This is a genomic window from Acinetobacter sp. D009, from assembly GCF_038562025.1.
Lineage (GTDB): Bacteria > Pseudomonadota > Gammaproteobacteria > Pseudomonadales > Moraxellaceae > Acinetobacter > Acinetobacter pittii.
In genome coordinates, this window is record NZ_CP151886.1 from 950,821 (window position 1) to 974,912 (window position 24,092).

26 protein-coding genes are annotated in these 24,092 nt (G+C 38.9%); 10 read left to right on the forward strand and 16 right to left on the reverse strand.

Annotation, left to right across the window (positions count from 1 at the left end; all coding sequences use genetic code 11):
- Nucleotides 1-43: 43 nt before the first annotated feature.
- Nucleotides 44-1,384: a deoxyguanosinetriphosphate triphosphohydrolase gene (locus tag AAC388_RS04450; protein ID WP_014207388.1), complete on the reverse strand. Its 1,341-nt coding sequence runs from the start codon at nucleotides 1,382-1,384 to the stop codon at nucleotides 44-46.
- A gap of 309 nt (nucleotides 1,385-1,693) precedes the next feature.
- On the opposite strand from AAC388_RS04450, the gene purL reads away from it, so the two are divergent.
- From purL to AAC388_RS04470, 4 genes are all read left to right on the forward strand, one after another.
- Nucleotides 1,694-5,527: a phosphoribosylformylglycinamidine synthase gene (gene purL, locus AAC388_RS04455; RefSeq protein WP_167563158.1), complete on the forward strand. Its 3,834-nt coding sequence runs from the start codon at nucleotides 1,694-1,696 to the stop codon at nucleotides 5,525-5,527.
- 77 nt (nucleotides 5,528-5,604) lie between these two features.
- Nucleotides 5,605-6,810, forward strand: a complete 1,206-nt coding sequence (locus AAC388_RS04460; RefSeq protein ID WP_032004424.1) for a multidrug effflux MFS transporter — start codon at nucleotides 5,605-5,607, stop codon at nucleotides 6,808-6,810.
- Nucleotides 6,811-7,010: 200 nt separating this feature from the next.
- The gene (locus tag AAC388_RS04465) at nucleotides 7,011-7,136 is read left to right on the forward strand and encodes a KGW motif small protein (RefSeq protein ID WP_002118600.1); all 126 of its coding nucleotides are present in this window, start codon (nucleotides 7,011-7,013) and stop codon (nucleotides 7,134-7,136) included.
- A gap of 68 nt (nucleotides 7,137-7,204) precedes the next feature.
- Nucleotides 7,205-7,522 carry a hypothetical protein gene (locus AAC388_RS04470; RefSeq protein WP_005067788.1) on the forward strand — a complete coding sequence of 106 codons (318 nt, stop codon included), beginning with the start codon at nucleotides 7,205-7,207 and terminating at the stop codon, nucleotides 7,520-7,522.
- Here the strand turns inward: AAC388_RS04470 and AAC388_RS04475 are convergent.
- Nucleotides 7,519-8,319: an enoyl-CoA hydratase-related protein gene (locus AAC388_RS04475; protein WP_017480564.1), complete on the reverse strand. Its 801-nt coding sequence runs from the start codon at nucleotides 8,317-8,319 to the stop codon at nucleotides 7,519-7,521. The genes AAC388_RS04470 and AAC388_RS04475 overlap by 4 nt on opposite strands.
- A 109-nt stretch (nucleotides 8,320-8,428) precedes the next feature.
- On the opposite strand from AAC388_RS04475, the gene AAC388_RS04480 reads away from it, so the two are divergent.
- Nucleotides 8,429-9,004: a nicotinate-nicotinamide nucleotide adenylyltransferase gene (locus AAC388_RS04480; RefSeq protein ID WP_002119001.1), complete on the forward strand. Its 576-nt coding sequence runs from the start codon at nucleotides 8,429-8,431 to the stop codon at nucleotides 9,002-9,004.
- Nucleotides 9,005-9,015: 11 nt separating this feature from the next.
- On the opposite strand, the gene AAC388_RS04485 is transcribed toward AAC388_RS04480, so the two are convergent.
- The 8 genes from AAC388_RS04485 to dapD form a co-directional block, all read right to left on the reverse strand.
- Nucleotides 9,016-9,378, reverse strand: a complete 363-nt coding sequence (locus tag AAC388_RS04485) for a glyoxalase superfamily protein (protein WP_005067793.1) — start codon at nucleotides 9,376-9,378, stop codon at nucleotides 9,016-9,018.
- Nucleotides 9,379-9,389: 11 nt separating this feature from the next.
- Nucleotides 9,390-9,959 (reverse strand): CAP domain-containing protein, encoded by a 570-nt coding sequence (locus AAC388_RS04490; protein WP_342371251.1) that lies wholly within the window; start codon nucleotides 9,957-9,959, stop codon nucleotides 9,390-9,392.
- 118 nt (nucleotides 9,960-10,077) lie between these two features.
- A complete protein-coding gene (locus AAC388_RS04495; RefSeq protein WP_017399250.1) occupies nucleotides 10,078-10,539 on the reverse strand; it encodes a peroxiredoxin in 462 nt (153 codons plus the stop codon).
- Between the two features lie 17 nt (nucleotides 10,540-10,556).
- On the reverse strand, nucleotides 10,557-11,243 hold the full coding sequence (locus AAC388_RS04500; RefSeq protein ID WP_342371252.1) for a diphthine--ammonia ligase: 687 nt from the start codon (nucleotides 11,241-11,243) through the stop codon (nucleotides 10,557-10,559).
- 96 nt (nucleotides 11,244-11,339) lie between these two features.
- Complete coding sequence (locus tag AAC388_RS04505) at nucleotides 11,340-11,756, reverse strand: hypothetical protein (RefSeq protein ID WP_005073124.1); 417 nt, start codon at nucleotides 11,754-11,756, stop codon at nucleotides 11,340-11,342.
- 16 nt (nucleotides 11,757-11,772) lie between these two features.
- Complete coding sequence (gene queC, locus AAC388_RS04510) at nucleotides 11,773-12,441, reverse strand: 7-cyano-7-deazaguanine synthase QueC (RefSeq protein WP_002118843.1); 669 nt, start codon at nucleotides 12,439-12,441, stop codon at nucleotides 11,773-11,775.
- 40 nt (nucleotides 12,442-12,481) lie between these two features.
- Nucleotides 12,482-13,192: a 7-carboxy-7-deazaguanine synthase QueE gene (queE, locus tag AAC388_RS04515; RefSeq protein ID WP_342371253.1), complete on the reverse strand. Its 711-nt coding sequence runs from the start codon at nucleotides 13,190-13,192 to the stop codon at nucleotides 12,482-12,484.
- 98 nt (nucleotides 13,193-13,290) lie between these two features.
- On the reverse strand, nucleotides 13,291-14,112 hold the full coding sequence (gene dapD / locus AAC388_RS04520; RefSeq protein WP_002118664.1) for a 2,3,4,5-tetrahydropyridine-2,6-dicarboxylate N-succinyltransferase: 822 nt from the start codon (nucleotides 14,110-14,112) through the stop codon (nucleotides 13,291-13,293).
- Nucleotides 14,113-14,407: 295 nt separating this feature from the next.
- Here dapD and carO point away from each other — a divergent pair, with 295 nt between their 5' ends.
- Nucleotides 14,408-15,136, forward strand: a complete 729-nt coding sequence (carO, locus tag AAC388_RS04525) for an ornithine uptake porin CarO type 4 (protein ID WP_342371254.1) — start codon at nucleotides 14,408-14,410, stop codon at nucleotides 15,134-15,136.
- 91 nt (nucleotides 15,137-15,227) lie between these two features.
- Here the strand turns inward: carO and AAC388_RS04530 are convergent, their stop codons facing one another.
- The 6 genes from AAC388_RS04530 to AAC388_RS04555 all read right to left on the reverse strand — a co-directional run bounded on the left by AAC388_RS04530 (nucleotide 15,228) and on the right by AAC388_RS04555 (nucleotide 20,737).
- Entirely contained in the window at nucleotides 15,228-16,151 is a 924-nt protein-coding gene (locus AAC388_RS04530; RefSeq protein WP_002118601.1) for a CysB family HTH-type transcriptional regulator, read from the reverse strand.
- 71 nt (nucleotides 16,152-16,222) lie between these two features.
- Complete coding sequence (locus tag AAC388_RS04535; RefSeq protein WP_014207378.1) at nucleotides 16,223-17,284, reverse strand: sulfate ABC transporter ATP-binding protein; 1,062 nt, start codon at nucleotides 17,282-17,284, stop codon at nucleotides 16,223-16,225.
- A gap of 11 nt (nucleotides 17,285-17,295) precedes the next feature.
- Nucleotides 17,296-18,180 carry a sulfate ABC transporter permease subunit CysW gene (cysW, locus tag AAC388_RS04540; RefSeq protein WP_002118746.1) on the reverse strand — a complete coding sequence of 295 codons (885 nt, stop codon included), beginning with the start codon at nucleotides 18,178-18,180 and terminating at the stop codon, nucleotides 17,296-17,298.
- On the reverse strand, nucleotides 18,177-19,010 hold the full coding sequence (gene cysT, locus AAC388_RS04545; protein ID WP_005073131.1) for a sulfate ABC transporter permease subunit CysT: 834 nt from the start codon (nucleotides 19,008-19,010) through the stop codon (nucleotides 18,177-18,179). Before cysT ends, cysW begins: the two co-directional genes overlap by 4 nt.
- 80 nt (nucleotides 19,011-19,090) lie before the next feature.
- Complete coding sequence (locus tag AAC388_RS04550) at nucleotides 19,091-19,699, reverse strand: alpha/beta hydrolase (protein WP_078225215.1); 609 nt, start codon at nucleotides 19,697-19,699, stop codon at nucleotides 19,091-19,093.
- A gap of 30 nt (nucleotides 19,700-19,729) precedes the next feature.
- The gene (locus AAC388_RS04555; RefSeq protein ID WP_001212602.1) at nucleotides 19,730-20,737 is read right to left on the reverse strand and encodes a sulfate ABC transporter substrate-binding protein; all 1,008 of its coding nucleotides are present in this window, start codon (nucleotides 20,735-20,737) and stop codon (nucleotides 19,730-19,732) included.
- Between the two features lie 263 nt (nucleotides 20,738-21,000).
- On the opposite strand from AAC388_RS04555, the gene pabC reads away from it, so the two are divergent.
- The 4 genes from pabC to AAC388_RS04575 all read left to right on the forward strand — a co-directional run bounded on the left by pabC (nucleotide 21,001) and on the right by AAC388_RS04575 (nucleotide 24,047).
- Nucleotides 21,001-21,813: an aminodeoxychorismate lyase gene (gene pabC / locus AAC388_RS04560; RefSeq protein WP_032035945.1), complete on the forward strand. Its 813-nt coding sequence runs from the start codon at nucleotides 21,001-21,003 to the stop codon at nucleotides 21,811-21,813.
- Between the two features lies 1 nt (nucleotide 21,814).
- Nucleotides 21,815-22,885 carry an endolytic transglycosylase MltG gene (mltG, locus tag AAC388_RS04565; protein WP_017399254.1) on the forward strand — a complete coding sequence of 357 codons (1,071 nt, stop codon included), beginning with the start codon at nucleotides 21,815-21,817 and terminating at the stop codon, nucleotides 22,883-22,885.
- A gap of 9 nt (nucleotides 22,886-22,894) precedes the next feature.
- Nucleotides 22,895-23,494, forward strand: a complete 600-nt coding sequence (gene tmk, locus AAC388_RS04570; protein WP_017399255.1) for a dTMP kinase — start codon at nucleotides 22,895-22,897, stop codon at nucleotides 23,492-23,494.
- 136 nt (nucleotides 23,495-23,630) lie between these two features.
- Nucleotides 23,631-24,047: a PaaI family thioesterase gene (locus AAC388_RS04575; RefSeq protein ID WP_130173530.1), complete on the forward strand. Its 417-nt coding sequence runs from the start codon at nucleotides 23,631-23,633 to the stop codon at nucleotides 24,045-24,047.
- Nucleotides 24,048-24,092: the final 45 nt, after the last annotated feature.

Here is a 24,092-nt window from a genome sequence, read left to right on the forward strand (position 1 = left end):
TTGAAAACGACACTAGTTTTATTTCTTTCTATATCAAGCCAGCTTAAAACAAACCTATTTTATTGCCTTGTAGCTCTTGCGCCAAGCTATAAGCCTGATGATCTGAGAACTTACTGATAATATCGAGGACTTGCATGATATTGCTGTAGTGATTATTGCTAAAGCTAGCACCATATAGATTAAGGATAGACATTAAACGTTGTTCTTTAAAGCTTAAAGACTTATGTGGTGTTGTGAGCGGTACAAATGCATCTAGAATCGTTTGTAAGCTTTGATGTGCAATAATTTCTAAACCAGATTTTTGTGGGTGCTCAAAAATTTTATCACGTGCCAGATTTTTGGCAGTTTCGATACCAATTGCAATATCTGGCGAACAATATTGCAAAAGATTTCCTTTAAGCTGACCTGTAATGATTTCGTAGTGATTTTTGGCAAAAGCCGTAGTGACTTCATCAACAAGACGTTTCATAACGCGGCCGCGTAATGCTGAGATTTTTTGTTGCCATGTACTGTTTGGATGAGACAACTCTTCAGGTTGACCATAGTCGGCAATAAGGTTTAAAAAAATTGGTTCAACTTCTTGGTAACTCAGCATATTCAAGACAATGCCATCTTCTAAATCAATTAATGCATAACAAATGTCATCAGCAGCTTCTAGCAGGTAAGTGAGTGGATGACGGCAATAATGATATTCACCGAGTTGAATCAGCCCGAGCTGTTCAGCAATCTGTTTTAAAATTTCTTTTTCAGACTGATAACAACCAAACTTTGCTCTTTGATGGGAAGGGCGGTCACCCTGCGAAGCAATTGTTTTTGAAAGCCATGGATATTTTAGATAAGCACCTAAAGTTGCATAAGTTAAGCGCATACCGCCATCATTTGGATGATAGTCAATGCGACTTAATAGACGTAATCCTTGAGCATTACCTTCAAACTGACGTACATCGGCTTCTTCTTCGGGACTTAGCTTTTTTAAAAAATCATCATGTGAGGCATCATCGAACCATTCGCGAATTGCGTATTCACCCGCATGCCCGAAAGGCGGATTACCTATATCGTGGGCCAGACAAGCTGCTTGAATAATTGCCCCAACATCGGCAGGTGAAATCCACACTGGTAATTCATCTTTTATTTTTTCTGCGGCAAGCATACCCATTGAGCGACCAATGCAGGAAACTTCAAGGGAGTGTGTTAAGCGGGTATGAATGCCATCATGCTGTGCTAAAGGGTGAACCTGTGTCTTACGGTTTAACTGACGAAAACTTTGAGAAAATATAATGCGGTCATAATCTTTATGGAATGGGCTACGAGCCAGTTCTGTACTACTTTTTTTGCTACCTAAACGAACTGCGGAAAGCAGCTCTAACCAACGCATTTGTTCCATTTATCATTATTCAAAACTATAAAAGCTGATCATGCCAAAAAAAACTTAAAAGCACTAGCTTGGTGCGACATAGTTTGTCTTAGTTCGGGTTTTATTATGTTATTGAATAAACATGCAACAATTTATTTTTAGCAAGAATGACTAAAAAAATGATTTTGAACAAAAAACAAATCACTTCTTGCAGAATTAGGTTACAGAATACTGATTCTACATCTAGCTGATTTTAGCAAGAAGCAGTAGAATATGCGCTCTCTCTAAAGTCACATTGCGGTAAGGTTCACAAGACCTGCCCGTGGAGCCAAAATCAACATGTTTATCGTGGCCGGTGCAGCAGCACATTCTTCTTTTAAGAAAGCTCAACTATTAACACGTTTATCGTCAATTAGTTCTGTTCAATCTTTTGACAGCCAATGGGTCTATTTGTTTGATCAAGCGCTCAACGAGCAGCAACATCAATCTGCTTTGCAATTATTGAATGACGGTGAGTCTTTTGAACTTCGTCAATCTGCAAGTGATGAGATTCAGATTTTAGTTACACCACGTGTGGGTACTATTTCACCTTGGTCTTCTAAAGCAACTGATATTTTCAAAAACTGTAATACGCCAGTACACCGTTTAGAACGTGGTCTTTTATTCACGTTAAAAGGCGTTACTGAAATTACGAATGAAGTTAAACAAGTACTTCACGACCGTATGACAGAAACAGTTTTTGCTCAAATTGAAGATGCAAAAGCATTATTTTCAGAAACAGCTCCAAAACCATTAAATTCAATTGATATCTTGGGCCAAGGCAAAGAAGCTTTGGTTAAAGCGAACAATGAATTCGGTTTTGCGCTTTCTGAACAAGAAATTGATTATTTAACAGAAGCATTCGGTAAGCTTGGTCGTAATCCAAATGATATCGAATTGATGATGTTTGCACAGGCGAACTCTGAACACTGTCGTCATAAAATCTTCGGTTCTGAATGGACAATTGATGGTGAAAAACAACCATTATCATTGTTCCAGATGATTAAAAACACTTACAAAGAATCACCAACTGACGTTTTATCTGCATACAAAGATAATGCTTCTGTAATTGTGGGTTATGACACGATGCGTTTTTATCCAAAAGCGGATGAAAATGGTCACTTTGTTTATAAATATAAGAGCCAAGCAGCTCATATTTTAATGAAGGTTGAAACTCATAACCACCCAACAGCAATTTCTCCATTTGCTGGTGCTGCAACTGGTTCAGGCGGTGAAATCCGTGATGAAGGTGCAACCGGTCGTGGTGGTAAACCAAAAGCTGGTTTAACGGGCTTTACAGTTTCTAACTTAAATATTCCTGGTTTTGAACAACCGTGGGAAGAAAACTACGGTAAACCTTCACGTATGGCATCGCCATTACAAATCATGATTGAAGGTCCATTAGGTGGCGCGGCATTTAACAACGAATTCGGTCGCCCTGCATTAAATGGTTATTTCCGTACTTTCGAACAAAATGTAAATGGTGAAGTGAAGGGCTTCCATAAGCCAATCATGATCGCTGGTGGTTACGGTAACATTCGTCCTGACCATGTAGAAAAAGATGCGATTCAACCAGGTGACTTGCTCATTGTATTGGGTGGCCCTGCAATGTTAATCGGTCTTGGCGGTGGTGCAGCATCTTCTGTAGACAGCGGTACAATGGGTGAAAGCCTTGATTTCGCTTCTGTACAACGTGAAAATCCAGAAATGGAACGCCGTTGCCAAGAAGTAATCGATACATGCTGGCGCTTAGAAGACTTCAACCCAATCGTTTCTGTACATGACGTTGGTGCGGGTGGTCTATCAAATGCTATGCCTGAACTTGTGAATGACCATGAGTTGGGTGCAGTTCTTAACCTTCGTAAGATTCCTTCATTAGAACCGGGCATGAGTCCAATGGAAATCTGGTCAAACGAAGCACAAGAGCGTTATGTTCTTGCAATTCGTCCAGAATCATTAGAACAGTTCGAATCAATCTGTGCTCGTGAACGTTGTCCATTTGCCGTTTTGGGTGAAGCAACAGAAGCACGTCATTTAACTGTTGAAGATCCATTGTTCCAAAACAATGCAGTTGATATCCCAATGCAAGTAATGCTTGGTGGTACACCGCGTATGCAACGTTCTTATGAAACAATTGAGCGTAAAGGTAACGAATTTGACGCTTCAAAAGTTGATTTGAAAGACGCGATTTTCCGTGTATTGAAAAATCCTACAGTTGCTTCTAAATCATTCTTAATCACCATTGGTGACCGCTCAATTACAGGTATGGTTGCGCGTGATCAAACGGTTGGTCGTTGGCAGATTCCTGTTGCAGATGCAGCAGTAACGACTACAAGCTTACAAGGCTTCACTGGTGAAGCAATGGCGATGGGTGAGCGTCCACCAGTCGCATTGTTAAATCCAGCAGCGTCTGCTCGTTTGGCAGTTGCTGAAGCAATTACTAATATTGCATGTGCAAACATTGAACAAATTAGCGATATCAAACTTTCTGCAAACTGGATGGCTGCTGCTGGTCAAAAAGGTGAAGACCAAGCATTGTTTGAAGGTGTGAAAGCAATTGGTATGGAAATGTGTCCTGCTTTAGGAATTGCGATTCCTGTAGGTAAAGACTCACTTTCAATGCGTACTACTTGGAACGAAAACGGTGAAGATAAAGCTGTAACATCTCCAATGACAGGTGTAATTACAGCATTTGCTCCAGTAACAGATGTTCGTAAAACTTTAACACCGGAACTTAAGAATTTAGAAGATTCAGTACTTGTACGTATTGATTTATCTAAAGGCCAGTTCCGTTTAGGTGGTTCGATTCTTGCGCAAGTATATAAAGCAATCGGTTCAATCACTCCAGACGTTGATAGTTTTGATGATTTCAAGGCGTTCTTTGCTTTAATTCAAGATTGGAACAACCGTGGTTTGATTCAAGCTTACCATGACATCGGTGATGGTGGTTTACTCGCAACTGTTGCTGAAATGATGTTCGCTGCACGTTTAGGTGTTGCATTAGAAGACCAAACTCCAGCAAGTTTGTTTGCTGAAGAAATTGGTGCAGTAGTTCAAATCAAAGCAACTGATTGGGACGCTTTACAAGCAGAAGTTGCTGCATCTAGCTTAAAAGATGCAATTGCTGTAGTTGGTCGTGTAAACAACACAGATCAATTATCTGTAAACGGTTTGACTCTAGAGCGTGCAGAATTGCAACAAGCTTGGTCTGAAGTATCTCATCAGATCCAACGTTTACGTGATAACGTTGAAACTGCTGACCAAGAATTTGCTTTAATTACTGATAAATCACATCAAGGCTTAATTGCTAAACCAACATTTGACTTGAATGAACCTATTGAAGCACCGTTCATTAACACACGTCGCCCTAATATGGCGATCTTGCGTGAGCAAGGTGTAAATGGTCATATTGAGATGGCGGCAGCCTTTGATAAGGTTGGTTTCAATACCGTTGACGTACACATGAGTGATTTACTTGCTGGTCGCGTTAGCCTAAGTGATTTTGAAGGTTTAGTGACTTGTGGTGGTTTCTCTTACGGTGACGTAATGGGTGCTGGTGGTGGCTGGGCAAAATCTGTATTGTTCAATGCGAAATTACGTGATCAGTTTGAACAATTCTTCCATCGTGAAGATACGTTCAGCTTAGGTATCTGTAATGGTTGCCAAATGTTGTCACAATTAGCGCCACTTATTCCAGGTGCTGAACACTGGCCACGTTTCCACCGCAATATGTCAGAAGTTTTTGAAGCTCGTAGTGTAAACGTTCGTGTTGAAAAATCTGTTTCTGTATTGCTTAATGGAATGGAAGGTTCGATTTTACCGATTGCTGTAGCACACGGTGAAGGTCGTGCAGTTGCGAGTGAAGCTGATATTGCAGGCTTGAATGCAGCGAATCAAGTTGCTTTGCGTTATGTTGACAGCCATGGTAACCCGACTCAACATTATCCATTGAACCCGAATGGTTCACCTGAAGCGATTACTGGTGTAACATCTAAAGATGGTCGTGCAACGATCATGATGCCACACCCAGAGCGTACTTTCCGTGCAATTCAACACTCTTGGAGTCCAGAAGAATGGACTGAAGATGGTGCATGGTTACGTATGTTCCGTAATGCACGTAAGTTTATCGGTTAATATAAAAGTTGAAATAAGCCACCGTAAGGTGGCTTATTTGTATGTAGTACGATATTAATAAATAGCAGAGAAGAAAAATGAAATCAAAAATCCATTTCCATGAATTTGCATTACTAATGGCATTGCTCATGTCTATTGTTTCTTTTTCAATAGATGCAGTCCTACCTGCTTTGGGCGAAATCGGACGAGTTTTTGATTTAAAAAATAATAATCAGACACAGTGGGTCATTATCGGTATTTTTTCTGGTATGACGATTGGTCAACTGATTGCTGGCCCTCTATCCGATGCGATTGGCCGTAAACGTATTTTATTCACAGGAATTGTTATTTACTTTCTGGGAAGTTTGTTGTGTTTTACCACACAAAGTTTTGAATGGTTTCTAGTTGGACGTTTTATTCAAGGGGTTGGCGTATCAGGTCCTTACGTGGCTTCTATTTCAATTGTTAGAGATAAATACAGTGGGGCTCAAATGGCCCGCATCATGTCTTTAATTATGATGGTGTTTATGGTTGCCCCAGCAATTGCACCAAGTTTGGGACAGCTCATTATCCATTTCTTTGGTTGGCGTGAGATCTTTGTTTTATATATGGCCTATGCCACAGTTGTGGGGGCATGGGTTGCTTTACGTTTGGAAGAGACGTTACTTCCCGAAAATCGTTTACCTATGCGCCTACAAGCATTTCAGGAAGGCTTTAAAGAAGTCGTAAGTAACAAAACCACCATGAGCTATTTGCTATGTGCAGGTTTCTGTTTTGGTGGATTCATTGGTTATTTGGGTACTTCTCAGCAAATTTTTATGCAGCAGTTTGGTAAAACAGGGCAAGAGTTTAGTGCATATTTTGCTGTGCTCGCAGGTGTGATGGGAATTGCTTCATTTACAAATTCTAAAATTGTTATGAAGTTTGGTATGCGTCCAATCTGTATTTATGGCTTTCTAGGTTTGTGCTTAATTTCTTTAGTTTTCTTAGGAATTCAACTTTTAGGTGTGGCTGTTTCATTCTGGATGTTTATGCTTTATGCCTGCATTTTATTTTTATTATTTGGAACTTTATTTGGAAATTTAAACGCAATTGCAATGGAACCGATGGGGCATGTTGCAGGTATGGCATCGGCCATTATTGGTGCAGCATCTTCTGTTTTGTCTCTTATTCTTGCATCTATTATTGGGCAATTATATGACGGTACATTAATACCAATGACTGGCGGCTTCGTCATTTTATGTGGTTTAGCATTTATGATGACAATATATGAGAACAGATATTTAAAGAAATCGAATGCTTAAAATTATAAAGACGCAGCTAGCACACTGAAATTTAAAATTTTGTTCAGAATAAGAGCTACATAAAAATGAGTGTAGCTCTTTTAAGCATTTTAGAAAAATTATAAGCCTATAGACATTCGGCTATTTAACACTTTATGCTTAGTTCAAAATTGGATCAATTTTTGCTTTCTCTGTAACAACGATAAAAATCGGAGATCAAAATGATGAAAAATAAGTATCACATAAGAACAATGTATACCAAAGATAAGGGCTGGCGCTTATTTGGCTTGGCGCTTGCCATTCAAATCCTCTTTATTGGAGCAAATTATTTAGTAATGATGAGCTGACTTTGATTTAGAAGCTTTTTTAACGGTATGATTTAAAGCAAGTTCACTAGTTTTGAGCCATTCTACCTATGTTAAAGCTGATTTATTACGTGCCTGATTCACATCTTGAGTCGACTAAACAAGCTATTTTTTCTGCTGGTGCGGGGGGTATCGGTAATTACGAACACTGCGCATGGCAAGTGAAAGGAATAGGGCAATTTAAACCAGTCAAAGGTGCAGATCCTTATATCGGAGAGTTGGGTGAACTTGAGCAAGTTGATGAGTGGCGAGTTGAAACAATTGTAATTGAAGAAAATGCAAAGGCTGTAGCAAAAGCATTAAAGGCAAGCCATCCTTATGAAGAGCCTGCCTTTGAGTTTATTCAAATCATAGAAATTGATTTTTAATTAAACTGCGAGAAATCTGGTTTACGTTTCTGCATAAATGCTTGTACAGCTTCTAGCATTTCTGGAGATTGAACGCGTTGCATAAAGATTTCAGCTTCATGGTCAATACATTCAATAATTTGATCTAAATCATGTTTCATCAATGCTTTGGTTTGTTTTAATGAGGCAAGTGGTAAAGCTGCTAAATGTTGAGCGGTTGCCTGAGCAGATGCATAAGCATCTTCAACAACTTCATTAACTAAGCTTGCTTGTACTGCGGTTTCTGCATTAAATTTTTTCGCAGTAAATAGAAGTTCAGCTGCTTTGTGATAACCCGCTTGTTTAACCAATAGTTGGCTTGCACCGCCTTCTGGAGAAAGGCCAAGACTTACAAATGGAATTTGGAAAAGGGCAGTGTTGTCAGCAAAAACTAAATCTGCGTGTAATAAAATCGTAACACCAATACCAATTGCCACACCTTTTACTGCAATAATAAGCGGCTTTGATAATCTAGCAGCAGATTTAAGGAGTACAAACGGAGGAACTTGACCTGCTGGACCTAGATTAGGATTTTGTACAAAACCCATAAAATCTTTCATGTCATTACCAGCGGTAAAGTCTTGCTCTACACCACGTAGAATGATTACTCGTACATCTTTGTCTTGGTCAGCTTCATCAAGTGCTTTGGCAATCCATAAGTAAAGCTCGCCATACAGTGCATTTTTTGCTTCTGGGCGATTTATGGCTAAGGTGAGTACGCCACCTTCTAAATTTGCGTGTAAATGTTGATGAGGTTGTTGAATACAGCTAAGTGTCATCGTACTATCCTTGCTTTAAACCACGTTGTTAATTTTTAGGTTCTCATTATGGCGCATATTTTTTGTAATGCGGTTAACTGGTGAGTTCATAAAAAGTGAAAATCTAATTATGTATAAATTTGACTATCTCGTTTTTATAGGGCGTTTTCAACCATTTCATTTAGCTCATATGCAGACAATTGAAATTGCCTTACAACAAAGCCACTATGTCGTTTTGGCATTAGGTTCTGCTCAAATGGAACGTAATATTAAAAATCCGTTCTTAGCAGTAGAGCGCGAGCAAATGATCTTGTCAAATTTCTCGTTAGAAGAGCAAAAACGCATTCGTTTTGTACATGTAGTAGATGTTTATAATGACGAAAAATGGGTAAAACAAGTCAAATCTTTAGTGAATGGCGTAATTGAACCGAACTCAAAAGTTGGTTTGATTGGACACTTTAAGGATGAGTCTTCATATTATTTACGACTATTTCCTGAGTGGATTATGGTTGAACTAGATAGTTTAAAAGATTCAATTTCGGCAACGCCAATGCGTGAAGCTTATTATCGTGGTGAAATCCAAACGGAATTTTTCCCTGTAGGAACTATTCAATTTTTAGATGAATTTAAAAAAACACGTACTTATCAACAGTTGCAACAACGTTTTGAAGAAGATGATCGTTCTAATCTCGATGATTTTGAATAAATGTATATCGATTAAGCATCTGCCCAAAAGATAATTCGGTTGGAAAAAGGATCGGTGATACTGAGTTCAAGTGTCTCCCAATCTGTTTTTTCAACTTGAGGCTTAGAAAATTTATAATTTTTTTGGCTTAGTTCACTGTGCAACTCATAAATATGTTCCCAATAGATACGGATCGCACTATGAGGACTCGCATCTCCAAAATGCTCAGATAAATGAATAACGCAATCATCTTTGGAAATTTGTAAATATAACGGAAAGTTGTCTTCAAATTGGTGTTGCCAATCAAGCTGAAAACCTAAGAACTCAAGATAAAATGATTGAGCTAACTCAACATCAAAAATTCTTAAAATAGGTGTGATCGAACCTGATTGCATCTTTTTTCCTTTTAACGTGTACCAAATTGTTGAGTCCAATAGCTCTTTTGTTTTGCTGACTGATCAGAAGCACAAGCAATTGCATAGGTTGTAAATTTAGGGTTCATTAGGTTACTACAATGTAGGGGACTCGACAGCCATCTAGACATCACTTCATCTAATGTTTTCTGTCCACTCGCGACATTTTCACCATTGGCTTTACCGAGTGTATTATAAATTTTCAAACGTGATTTTAAATCTAGTCCCGTGGAGCCAACATGTCCAAGAAAGTTGTGTGTTGCCATATCTTCACTATGAGAAAGTGCACCTTTATATAAATTATTACTCCAACTTAGTGGTCTGGTTGCAGAGAAATGTTGTTGTCCACATTGGCGTGATTGCTGGCGAATCTGATTAATTATTTTAAGTACAGCTTGTTGATAGGCAGGGTTTTGTAAATCTTGGCAACTTATTTTTGTAGGTGGAGTTTCAACTTGCGTGGTAGATGGTGTAATTGAGGGCGGCATACTGGATGAACTAACGGAGCATGCAGAAATAACAAGACCACTAGACAGTAAATTACAAACTTTGAGCAGACTCATGTAAATACCTTAGCGTGAATTATTCTAATGTCTTTATCATACGCCAAAGTAAAGGAGTAAGTAATTTGTTCATATACAAAAAACGAGCATTATGCCCGCTTTTTGTTTCTTAAGTTTATTAAGCTGTTTGTAGAGCTTTTAAGTCTTCTAGAACTTGCTCTGCGTGCCCAGCTGCTTTAACTTTGCGATAGCTTTTAACTAAAGTTTTGTTATGGAAAATAAAAGTAGAACGTTCTATACCCATTACTTTTTTACCATACATATTCTTTTCTTTAATCACATCAAAGTGATGACAAAGAATTTCTTCTTTATCACTGATCAGATCAATAGTAAGTGCTTGCTTCTCTGTAAAATTTTGATGGGCTTTTACCGAGTCACGTGAAATACCGAAAATACGGGCACCTAAAGCATCAAACTGATCTTTCAAACAAGAAAAACCCACTGCTTGTGTTGTACATCCTGGTGTTGAATCTTTAGGATAGAAGTAAATGATTAGCCATTCATTTTCGACTTCGGTCAAGTTCACTTCGCCGTGTGTAGTAGGGAACACCTGATTTGGCAATTGAATATTCTCAGACATTTCTTATCCTTTAAAAGTTAAATTTGATCTAATTCAAGTGGTAAAAAAGCGTATTCCTCATGATAAACAATATTGAGTTTTCTTACAGGGATTGCTTTGTTAAAAATTGGTCCATCAATCACAGTCGTATGAAATTCACCGCCCTCACCACATGGATCAATGCCACGGTTCTCAAGCTCTTGGATATATTCTAAAGTTAAGGTTTTACCTAAATCTTCTACATTCATCCCGAGTTTAAGGTTTACGGTCACCACTATGCTCTGGAATCCAAGTTGAATAAATTCTTCAACAACTTCACGATGCGGACGTAGCCAAAGAGGCATTCCTAATTGAAGACCTACTTGTTGCGTTACTCGATCATGCCAACAGCCGTGTTCAGGCATATCAAGGTCACCTGTAACCAGTACCTCAGCTCCTTGTTGCTTTGCTTGATTGAGTAATTCAATAAACTTTACTTCATAGTCATTCCAACTTGATGAAGCCATAAACACGGACAAGCCGATTGCTTTAGCTTGCGCTTGAATAATATCAAGAGGCATGGCATGTGAGCGAGAACGTTGGCCTTGTTCTTCTAGCATTACGATCAATCCAATCACTTCGCCTGTCTGCATTGCATGGTAGAGTGCTAGAGAACTATCTTTGCCTCCACTAAACGAGACAATAGACCTTTTATGGTTAGCATTAGTTTTCCATTGTTCTTGCATGGCTTACATCAAATGAATTGGTCAAAAGTGCTGTTATTTTAACAGAGCTATAAAAAAGCCTGCATAAATGCAGGCTTAATTTAGAACATTAAAATCTTATTTTTTAGGAGCTTGTTGTTGAGCTGCCTTCATTGCATCTTCAGTTAACTTTTCAAGCTTAGTTGTTAACTGAGGACCAAAACATGCTTTAAGATCACGGTTTTGTTGTTGTACAAATCCTAGAGAACTTGGGCTTTTCTTCGCATTGATTGCGCTTTGGATTTCCCATTTTTGTGCTTCAGTCACTTTACCTTGTGCTTCAACTTGGCAGCTACAGAATTTGCTAACTTCAGATGAACTTAACTTACCGCCTTTAGCAGTTTGTTCTTTACAAACGTTAACTAATGCACCTTTAACGTTAGTGCTTTTATATGCCGCTTGAACTGGGTTTTCAGCTGCTTGAGCTGAACCAGCCATAAGTGCAGCTGCTGAGAATAAAGATGAAAGAATAAGATTTGATTTTAACAACTTCATAAATTTTACCTACTTATTACGGTATATAGCGTGTTGGATCGGTAACACCGGCATCGATAAAGCCTTCTTTACGCAAACGGCAACTGTCACATTTACCACACGCACGTCCTTGAGCATCTGCTTGGTAGCAAGATACCGTTTGACTATAGTCTACGCCATGTTCAATCCCTAAACGTATGATATTCGCTTTGGATAAATGTAACAGGGGTGTTTCAAATTTAAGTGGTTTTCCTTCTACGCCAGCTTTAGTTGCTAAACGGGCCATATTCGCAAAAGCATCAATAAATTCAGGACGACAGTCAGGATATCCTGAATAATCAACGGCATTAATACCAATTACGATAGCTTCAGCATTAAATACTTCGGCTGCTGCTAGAGCATACGAGAGGAAAATAGTGTTACGCGCTGGTACATAAGTTACAGGAATACCTTCTTGTAACTGTTCTGGTACTGCAATGTTGTGATCTGTAAGTGCTGATCCACCTAAATTTGCTAGATCAATATTAATTACACGATGTTCAACACCTGAACGCTGAGCTAATGCTTTTGCAGCATCAAGTTCAGTGGTTGAGCGTTGACCATACATAAAACTAATAGCAATACATTCATAGCGCGCTTGTGCCCAAGCTAGGCAAGTGGTTGAGTCTAAGCCGCCTGAAAGTAAAACAATGGCACGAGAGCGCATATTTTTCTCCATATTCGGAATGATTTATTTTATTGAGTGATTAACGACCTGATTCATCGTTCCAAAGCAGTTTATGTAACTGAAGTTGGAAACGAACAGATAATTTATCATCAAGTATCCACTGTGCCAGATCACGTGCTAGACGTGGCAGGCCTACAGCACCTTTTTCAACCGCAAAAGCAGGGGAGAACCAAACGGTACTGACTTTGGTTTGCAGTTGATATTTTTCAACTTGTTGCTTTGACCATTCATAGTCTTCACGATTGCAAATTACAAATTTGATTTGGTCACGTGGTGTTAAATGGTCAAGATTACTGATGAGATTGCGATGTTCTTCACCAGAAGTTGGAGTCTTTAAATCGAGGACTTTTGAAACACGGGGATCCACTCTTGATACATCAAGAGCGCCACTGGTTTCTAGAGAAACGTCAAAACCTGCCTCACATAAACGTTGTAATAAAATTAAACAGTTTGGCTGAGCAAGAGGTTCACCACCTGTTACACAAATATAAGGTGTTTGAAATTGTGTAGCTGTTTCAATGATATGTTCAAGTGAAAAACGTTCGCCACCTTCAAAGGAATAGGTGGTATCGCAATAGCTACAACGTAATGGACAGCCTGTTAGACGAATAAATACAGTCGGTAGGCCAGAGGCATTTGCTTCACCCTGCAACGAGTAAAAAATCTCGGTAATGCGTAAACCGGACGCAGGGTCTGAGACAGGAATTGCAGAGGAACGTAAGGAAGCCATTCTAGAAATACCACACTATATAAAAAATAAAATCTCTACGATCAGTTTGATCGTAGAGATGAGGAGCGATTAAAGCTCCGCAACAGAGTTATAACAAATTAGTCAGCGCGTAACAAATCGTTCAAGCTTGTTTTTGAACGTGTTTGCGCATCAACTTTTTTCACGATAATTGCAGCATATAAGCTGTAAGTACCACATTTAGATGGCAAGCTGCCTGAAACTACAACTGAACCTGCTGGTACACGACCATAATGGATTTCGCCAGTTTCACGGTCATAAATTTTAGTTGATTGACCAATGAAAACGCCCATTGAAATGACTGAGCCTTCTTCAACGATAACGCCTTCAACGATTTCTGAACGTGCACCGATAAAGCAGTTGTCTTCAATAATGGTTGGGTTAGCTTGTAATGGTTCTAAAACACCACCAATACCTACACCACCAGATAAGTGAACATTTTTACCGATTTGAGCACATGAACCTACAGTTGCCCATGTATCAACCATTGTGCCTTCATCTACATAAGCACCAATGTTGACATAAGATGGCATTAACACCACGTTTTTAGCTTGGAAGCTACCACGACGTGCTACAGCAGGAGGAACAACACGAACACCTGCAGCTTTAAATTGCTCTTCAGTCCAACCAGAGAATTTAGTTTCAACTTTGTCATAGAAACGAAGATCACATGACTCGATTGGTTTATTGTCATTCAGTTTAAATGATAATAAAACAGCTTTTTTTAACCATTGATGAACAACCCATTCACCATTGATTTTTTCAGCAACTCGAAGTGTACCGTTATCTAAACCAGCAATTGCTTCTTCAACAGCTTGGCGAATTTCGCTTGAACAATCTGCTGCAGTAAAATTTGCGCGGTCTTCAAATGCTTGCTCAATGATCGTAGAAAGCTGAGACATGATCTTCCTTCCATAAAAAATTTTAAAGATTTTACACTAATTTGTGACAAGAATCTTTCAAAAAACGTGTTACGTTTAATTGATGATATAAATGAGGTAAATCGAAATAAGCTTATTAGATAATCAAGTGTTTTTTACACAAAAATGATTTGAAAATAAAAATTTAACTCAATTTGTATCAAAAAATAACAGAAATCTAGCATTTTTTGTATAAAAAAGAATCTAAGCTGTCATTATTATGATTTCAGTCACAAGATGAATAAATTAAAAACAGAGCCTTTTTGAGGAGAAAACTATGAAAGCATTACGTGTATTAGTCACTACAACAGCTTTATTCGCTGCTGGCGCTACTATGGCAGATGAAGCCGTTGTTCATGACAGTTACGCATTTGACAAAAACCAATTAATTCCTGTGGGGGCACGTGCTGAGGTAGGTACAACTGGTTACGGTGGTGCTTTATTATGGCAAGCAAACCCATATGTAGGTTTAGCTCTTGGTTATAATGGTGGTGACATTTCGTGGACAGATGATGTTTCTGTAAATGGTACTAAATATGACCTAGATATGGATAACAATAATATCTACTTAAATGCTGAGATTCGTCCATGGGGTGCAAGTGCTAACCGTTGGGCTCAAGGTTTATATGTAGCTGCGGGTGCTGCTTATTTAGATAACGATTACGATCTAACTAAACGTTCGCAAGACGGTACTATTAAAGTAAATGGTAATAATTATAACTTTAATGGTTCAGTGGATGGTAAATTAAGTTATAAAAATGATATCGCCCCATATTTAGGTTTTGGTTTTGCACCTAAAATCAATAAAAACTGGGGTGTATTTGGTGAGGTAGGTGCTTACTATACTGGTAACCCAAGTGTAAATCTTAAATCAAATGGTACATTTGTTAATGTTAATGGTGCTGACTTTGATAAAGACTTACGTGCTGAAGAAAACGAAATCCGTAATGATGATAAATACCAATGGTTACCAGTTGGTAAAGTTGGTGTGAACTTCTACTGGTAAGATCAAAAAGAAAAAACGAGCTACGGCTCGTTTTTTTGTACTTAATAAAATAAATAAAAGAGCTAAAAAGCTCTTTTATTTATTTTAATTTTTATTCATCTGGATAAGCGATTTTCTTAAGCGCTTTAATATCTGCATCAGGTGAGCATAAAGAAATAAATTCGTAACCATAACCGCGTAATAGATGGCCTTTTCGAACCGCAATCCATGTGGTATTAACACCAAAAATATCAGTTTTGGTTTGCTTTAAACGATAATCACGTTCTGTGTCATAAGCCACGTCATTGACAATCCCGACACCCATGCCAAGTTCCACATAGGTTTTGATAACATCTGCATCAAGAGCTGACATTACGATATCTGCATCTAGGTGAGCTTCTTCAAAGGCTTTATCGATTTTAGATCGACCTGTAAAACCACCATGATAAGTAATGAGTGGATATTCTGCTAAAAGTTCTAGAGTGATCTTATCCGCCTGCACTAAAGGATGATTTTGCGGGGTAATAATACTGTGTTGCCATTGGTAGTAAGGAATACTAGCCAGATTTTCTTCAGTCGTTAAAGACTCGGTTGCAATTCCAATATCCGCTTCGCCTTGTAAAAGCATTTCTGAAATTTCGACAGGGCTAGCTTGTTGTAAAATCAAATGAACTTTTGGAAATAATTTCTTAAATTGATTAACAATTGGAGGCAATACATAACGCGCTTGTGTATGCGTAGTTGCGATCGTTAATGTTCCTTCGTCAACCTTATTAAAATCTTCAGCAAGTCGTTTAATATTTTCAGCATCCACTAACATGCGTTCAACAATACTAAGAAGTGACTGGCCTGGTTCAGTTAAACCTAAAAGGCGTTTACCTTTACGAACGAAAAGTTGAACACCTAATTCATCTTCTAAATCTTTGATGTGTTTACTTACACCCGATTGAGATGTGTAGAGTGCAGCCGATGCTTCCGTCAAGTTAAAGTTTTGGCGTACTGTTTCTCGGATAATTCTTAATTGTTGAAAGTTCATTTACACTTTTCCTCAAAAGAGGTGAGGAGCGTCTAAAGATCCGCAAGATATTTCCTCACCAAATATATTTCTTAAGCAACTTGGTCTGCAAATAAGTGCAATTGAGATGCGCTCACCCAAACAGTTTGATTAGGTTTAAATGCATGTAATTTTGCAGCTTCACTGCTCAGAGCAATTTCAATTAAACGTCCATTACGGTCTTGTAATTCGGCCACTACTTTTCCAGCAATCCAGATTTCACGTACAAAAGTCGCTTCAATGGTATTCGCTTGCGGTTGCGAGTGAATATGTAACTCATCTGGACGGGCAAAAGCAATCACTTTTCCTTGAGGCGCCTCAACTGCTGTTGGTAGTTGAATACGGTCATTACCGATACGGATGATACCTTCCGTATGTTCACCTTCAAATCGATTTGCCTGACCCAAGAAATCAAATACAAATGGCGTTGTAGGTTTTTCATAAACTTCACGAGGTGAGCCGATTTGCTCAACATTACCTTTATTCATGACAATAATCTGGTCTGCAACCTCAAGTGCTTCTTCCTGATCGTGAGTCACGAAAATTGAAGTGATATGCAATTCATCATGTAAGTTGCGTAACCAGCGGCGTAATTCTTTGCGTACTTTGGCATCCAGAGCGCCAAATGGTTCATCAAGTAATAACACACGAGGTTCTACTGCCAAAGCACGGGCTAAAGCAATACGCTGACGTTGTCCGCCAGAAAGTTGAGCAGGGTATCGGTCTGCTAAAAAGCCTAGTTGAACAAGATCAAGTAAACGAGTGACACGTTTTTTAATTTCAGCTTCCGAAGGACGGGTTGCACGAGGGCGAACGCGTAAACCAAAGGCAATATTGTCAAATACAGTCATGTGACGGAATAAAGCATAGTGCTGAAATACAAAGCCGACCTGACGCTCACGTACATGTACATTAGTCGCATCTTCACCTTCAAGTAAAACCTGACCGCCATCGGCTGATTCTAGACCTGCAATAATACGAAGCAGAGTCGTCTTGCCACAACCAGATGGTCCGAGTAGCGCAACCAGTTCACCTTCTGGAAAGTCTAGGGAAATATTTTTAAGCGCATGGAATGCACCAAAGTGTTTTTCAATATTTTTAACTTGAATACTCATGATTTCATTCCTTACGAATCAGTTGAATGCGGTTCTGGTTTATCTTGATGTAGCTCTAACCAGGTTTTTAAAATCAGTGTTAAAAGAGCTAAGAAGGCAAGCAGTGAGGACACGGCAAAGGCTGCGCTAAAGGTGTACTCGTTATATAAAATTTCGACATGAAGTGGCAGGGTATTGGTTTCACCACGGATATGACCAGAAACCACTGATACTGCGCCAAACTCACCCATTGCACGGGCATTACACAAAATCACGCCGTAAATCAGGCCCCATTTAATGTTAGGGAGGGTGACCTTCCAAAAAGTTTGCCAACCTGATGCACCGAGTACAATTGCTGCTTCTTCTTCCTCTGTTCCCTGAGCTTCCATGAGTGGAATTAACTCACGTGCCACAAATGGAACCGTAATAAAAATGGTTGCTAAAACAATTCCAGGTACGGCATATAAAATCTTGATGTCATGGTCCATTAACCAGCCGCCGAACCAACCTTGCGCACCAAAAATTAGAACAATCATTAAACCTGCAATAACGGGGGAAACCGAAAAAGGCATATCAATGATAGTGGTTAAAATTGCCTTACCTTTAAACTGGAACTTAGAGACAGCCCAAGCTGCAGCAACACCAAATATCACATTAATTGGAACTGCAATTGCTGCGGTGAGTAATGTTAATTTCACTGCTGATAAGGTATCTGGATCAATCAAAGCCTGAACATAGACTTCAAGTCCCTGTTTAAATGCTTCTACGAAAACCAAAATAAGTGGCAGCATGAGGCAACTGAGGAAAAAAATCAGTGCGATTGTAATAAGGGTATAACGTACCCAAGTTGGCTCACGTGTCGCATCACGAGACTGTAACTTCAAAGCAAGTGCGTTGCTGTCGGTATGTAAATTCATGTGATGTTTCTCCCTGTACGACGGTTTGCCCATGCTTGAAGTAAGTTAATGACAAATAGAATGATAAAAGAGAGAACTAACATGACCGCTGCAATGGTCGTTGCACCTGCATAATCATATTCTTCAAGACGAGAAATGATCATCAGCGGTGCAATTTCTGTTTTAAATGGCTGGTTACCCGCAATAAAAATAACAGAACCATACTCACCCACGCCGCGAGCAAACGCTAAAGCAAAGCCTGTAAATAGAGCAGGTAGTAAGATGGGTAAAATAATTTTAGTAATAGTTTGCCAGCGATTTGCACCAAGTGCTGAAGCAGCCTCTTCAAGTTCGGTTTCAATATCGCTGAGTACTGGCTGAACGGTTCGAACAATAAAAGGAATACCAATAAAGACCAATGCCAGCGTAATTCCGATAGGCGTATAGGCAACCTGAATACCAAGTGGTTCCAGATATTGACCTAACCAACCAGTAGGTGCATAGAGTGAAGTCAGTGCAATACCTGCAACTGCGGTCGGAAGAGCAAATGGTAAATCGACCAATGCATCAACTAGACGCTTTCCGGGAAAGTTATAGCGAACAAGACACCAAGCTAAAAGCAGACCAAACACAACATTAATAAATGCTGCAATTAAAGCTGAACTAAAGCTGAGTTGAAGCGATTTCAAAATACGCTCAGATGTTAAAATTTCCCATAATCCGTCCCATCCGATTCCAAATGATTTGATAAAGACTGCGGCTAATGGAATAAGCACAATAAAAGACACATAGGCGAGGGTGAAGCCCAAAGATAGACCAAACCCAGGCAGCACTCGGGATCGCTGCGACATGATATTTCCTCAAAGAGAAAAGCCTGCTGAAACCAGTAAGCGAATAAATAAAGATAAACAGTGCGGTATAAAGATTGGTATTAAGCAAATTTCAAAGAGAAATGTGTTTTTACCGGGTCGATAGATGAGTGACTACACATCGAATCTTCTGGAATCAAATAGTTCAGCAAATCCGGAAATGGCCCAAAACCTGAGGCAACGTTAATATGGCCCACTTCACCAAGATTAACGGGATTTAACTTCCATGATTTTGCAAGTTGTAAAGCATCAAAAAAGCCGAGCCATGGATCATTTTCACTAATGAGTAGCGTTGCAGGCACATCAATTTTTAATTGATGAAAATAATCTTTGTAGTCGGTCAAGCTATGGCGAGCAAACCCTGCTTCCCCAAAGCGTGCCGGATTCGCTGGAGCGACTAAAATTAGTTTCTTAACTTGGCTTCTTAATTCTGGATGCTCAGCCAAAGCAGCTACACTCGTTAAGCATCCAAAACTATGTGCAACAATTTGAACAGGAGCTTGAGCTGCTTGAACTGTTTTAACGAATTGCTCAACCCATTCGCTTAATACAGGTCTACCCCAGTTTTTTTGCTCAACACGAGAACTAGACACGAGTTGACGCTGCAACCAAGATTGCCAATGCTGATGTTCACTGCCACCTACACCCGGAACAATTACAGTGTGAATCATGTCTGTTCTCCTTACCTTTAGTGCAAAGAATTACTTCTCTGCACTATTGATTTTCACGATTTGATCGAAAACACCACCATTATCAAAGTGTTGTTTTTGTACTTTTGTCCAACCACCAAATTCTTTATCGATTGTTACAAGCTTCAATGGCTTAAATACATTGCTGTATTTTTTAAGAACAGCTGCGTTACGAGGACGGTAGAAGTTACGTGCTGCAATTTCTTGACCAGCAGGTGAGTACAAATAGTTCAGATAACCTTTAGCAATGGTTAAGTTGCCTTTTTTAGCTGCATTCTTCTCCACAATTGCAACTGGAGGCTCAGCTAAGATCGAAAGAGACGGAGTAATAATTTCAAATTTGCCTGGCTGTTCACGAATAGCTAAATGAGCTTCATTTTCCCAAGCCAGTAATACATCACCAATGCCACGCTCAGCGAAAGTAGTCGTCGCACCGCGAGCACCAGAATCTAAAACTTTAGTATGTTTATAAATTTGGCGAACGTATTCTTGTGCTTTTGCATCATTGCCGCCTGGTTGATGTTTTGCCCAAGCCCAAGCTGCAAGATAGTTCCAACGAGCACCACCAGAGGTTTTCGGGTTTGGTGTAATGATTTCTACGCCTGGTTTGATTAAATCAGCCCAGTCTTTAATTTGCTTTGGGTTGCCTTTACGCACCAAAAACACAATGGTTGATGTATATGGCGTTGAGTTTTGTGGCAGTTTTTTCTGCCAGTTAGTTGGAAGTAATTTTGCTTTTTCAGCAATTTCATCAATATCTGCTGCAAGTGCTAATGTCACCACATCTGCATTTAAGCCATCGATAACCGCACGAGCCTGTTTACCAGAGCCGCCGTGTGATTGCTTAAACTCAATATCTTGACCAGTACGTTGTTTCCAGTAAGTACCGAACTGTTTGTTGAAATCTGTATATAGCTCACGAGTAGGATCGTAAGAAACGTTTAAAAATTCTTGGGCTGCAAATGACGAAACAGAAAGAAGTGCAGCGATAACCCCGACTTTTAATTGAGAAAAACGCATGAGATAAGTCCTCAAAAAATATGAAATGTTCAAAACATGAACGCAGAATAGCGCTAGTCTTTATTCTAAAAAAATAATAAAAAACGAATTTAATATGAAAAAAATAGAAATAATAAAAAGAGATAAACTATTCTTAAATCTTGATATATAACAAGTTTCAAAAGCAGATACGAAATCGGTATAATTTTTTAAAATCAATCATTTATTATTTAAATGAAAGGTGTTGTATTGTTGTGCGGCTTTTAGTAAAGGATGGAACAAACATGTGGTGTTTTAAAAATGGGCAACCCGTTGAGACTATTCCTTTATTGGATCGAGCCTTTCATTATGGAGATGGGTGCTTTACCACAATTCGTGTTTTTCAAAATCAAATTGAGCTTAAAGAAAGACACTGGCAACGTCTAAAACTTGCATGTCAAAAACTGTCTTTAACTGTAAATTTTGAATTAATTGAACTGAGTGTACAGCAACTCCAAAAGCAAAACCTCGTACTCAACGGCACTTTAAAAATTGTGATTAGTCGTGGGGAAGGCGATCGCGGTTATACTTTGCCGAAACATGAAGCTGATATTTATATCTGGTTTTATCCAAAAGCTTTAGAGCCGTGTATGCCTGATTTTATCCAGTGTGGTGTTTTAAATCAGGCCCTAGGTTTAACCATGCCGAGCTTAGTGGGGCTTAAATCTTTAAACCGCCTTGAACAAGTATTGCTAAAAAAAGAAGCAGATCAACTCGGGTGGGCTGAAGCATTAGTTACTGATGTACAAGGTTATATTGTTGAAGGGGTCAGTAGTAATTGTTTTATTCGTTTAAATGATAGATGGATTACTCCTGAACTTCGCTATAATGGCGTACACGGTGTAATGCGGGCAGAAATTCTGGCGCGTATGCAGCACCATGGTATTGCCTGTGAAGTACGTGTGATTGAATTAGATGAAGTATCTGAAATACAAAGTCTATTCTTTTGTAATGCTTTAAACCCTATGCGAGTGGTTACTCATTTAGGCGAGAAAACGCTAGATACACAGGCATGCATAGATTTATTTCATATCCTTAACTTAAATCAGATTCATTAATATGCCGAAGCCACCTGTGAATGCGAAAGCAAAAAACGCCAAGAAAAATAACAAAAAACAAGCTCCAAAATTTTCTAAGCGATTGGTTCTAATTGGCCTTTTTATTGTTTTAATCTTTACGTTTGCCATTTTATGGTCAAGTTTGTTTAAGGCTTATCCTATCGAAGGCAAAAAACAGATGTTATCTATTACATCTGGGGAAACTTATTCTGGTTTTATTGATCGTTTGGCAAAAGAAGATAAAGTTAGCTTTCCTATCATATTGAAGCTTTATCAAAAGTTTATGATTCATGACAGCATGAAAGCTGGTGTGTATGAAATTGAACAAGGGATGAGCGTAAGACAAGTGTTAGAGATGTTATCTGACGCTGATAATGCTCAGATGAATCGTGTTTTGGTGATTGAAGGTACAACTTTTAAGCAGCTTATTACTGCACTCAAAAATGATAAAAATGTAAAAAATACAATATTGGATTTACCTAATGATCAGCTTATGAAAGCGCTTGGGATTCCTTACGATCATCCAGAAGGCTTATTCGCGCCGAATACTTATTTCTTTGCCAAAGGCGAGACTGACAAGAAAATTCTTACCGATTTATATCATCGTCAAATAAAAGCTCTAGATACAGCTTGGGCAAATCGCGCGCCGAATTTACCTTATAAAGATAAATATGAAGCATTAATTATGGCTTCTATTGTTGAGAAAGAAACGAGTTTAGACAGTGAACTTACACAAGTTTCTGGAGTTTTTGTCCGCCGTTTAAAACTCGGTATGCGTTTACAAACGGATCCAACTGTTATTTACGGAATGGGTAATAACTATAAAGGCAACATTACCCGAGAAGACCTCCGTACTCCAACACCATATAATACTTATACCATTAATGGTTTACCGCCAACTCCAATTGCTTTACCAAGCCAAAAGGCAATTGAAGCTGCATTGCATCCAGATGATTCAAATAACATCTATTTCGTAGCGACTGGTAATGGTGGACATAAATTTACGGCAGACTTGCAAGCTCATAATCAAGCAGTGCAAGAATATTTATCCGTGTTGAGATCGAAGAAATAAGGAAAAGAGATGTTTATCAGCTTTGAAGGCACGGAAGGGGTAGGTAAAACTACACTCATTCGAAAAATTCATCAGCATTTTGAAGAGCAAGACAAACAAGTTGTTTTAACTCGAGAGCCGGGCGGCACACCGTTAGCTGAGCAAATTCGTTCTATGCTTTTGGCGGTGAATCATGATGAAAATATGAGTCATGATACTGAGCTATTGCTTATTTATGCGGCACGCGCCCAACACTTACAACAAGTTATTTTGCCTGCTTTAGAAGCTAACAAAATTGTATTAAGTGATCGCTTTACCGATGCGAGTTTTGCTTATCAATGTTCTGGTCGTGGTTTAAGCCAAGATAAATTACAACTTTTAAATCAGAACTTCGTTTCACGCATGCCGGAGGTGACTTTCTGGCTAGACGCACCGATTGAACTTGGTATGAACCGTGCACGTGAACGTGGAGCTTTAGACCGTTTTGAACAAGAAAAGTTAAGCTTCTTTACTAAGGTTCGTGAAGGCTATGAAACCTTATGGAAAGCTGAACCAGAACGTATTAAGCGAATAGATGCTACACAAAGTCCAGATCAGGTGTTTGAGCAAGCTCTGCAATATTTAGCATAGGCCATCGGATTAGCCACTCTCATATTTTTGGGAGTGGTGAAAAATGACGTTAATTCTGATTTAAATCGTCATAGAAAATATCTGCTATTTTCTTATGCTATCTTACATATGATTTATAGATTGAAGAATAACAAGGATGAAAAGCTCAAAAGAAGAAATCTTGGCATTTCTTGAAAAGGAATTTCCACCAAGTCTTGAACATTGCACGATTGAATCAGTCACCCCCAAAGCTGCAGTTGTTTATTATCATGTCGATCAAAGGCATCAACGCCCTGGTGGCACCATATCTGGTCCAACCATGATGACATTAGCTGATTTTGCTTTATATATTGCCATATTAGGTGAGATCGGTATTGTTGGTTTAGCCGTAACCACCAACTTTAATATTAATTTTTTAAGAAAACCTGCGGGTGATCAAGACTTACGTAGTGAATGTAAACTCATGAAAGTAGGAAAGAGTTTAGTGGTGGGTGAGGTTTGGATTTATTCGGTCGGTTTGGATGAACCTGTTGCGCATGTGACCGCGACTTATTCAATCCCACCTAGAGCATAAATATCAAACCAAATAAAAAAGCACAGCCAAAGCTGTGCTTTTTTA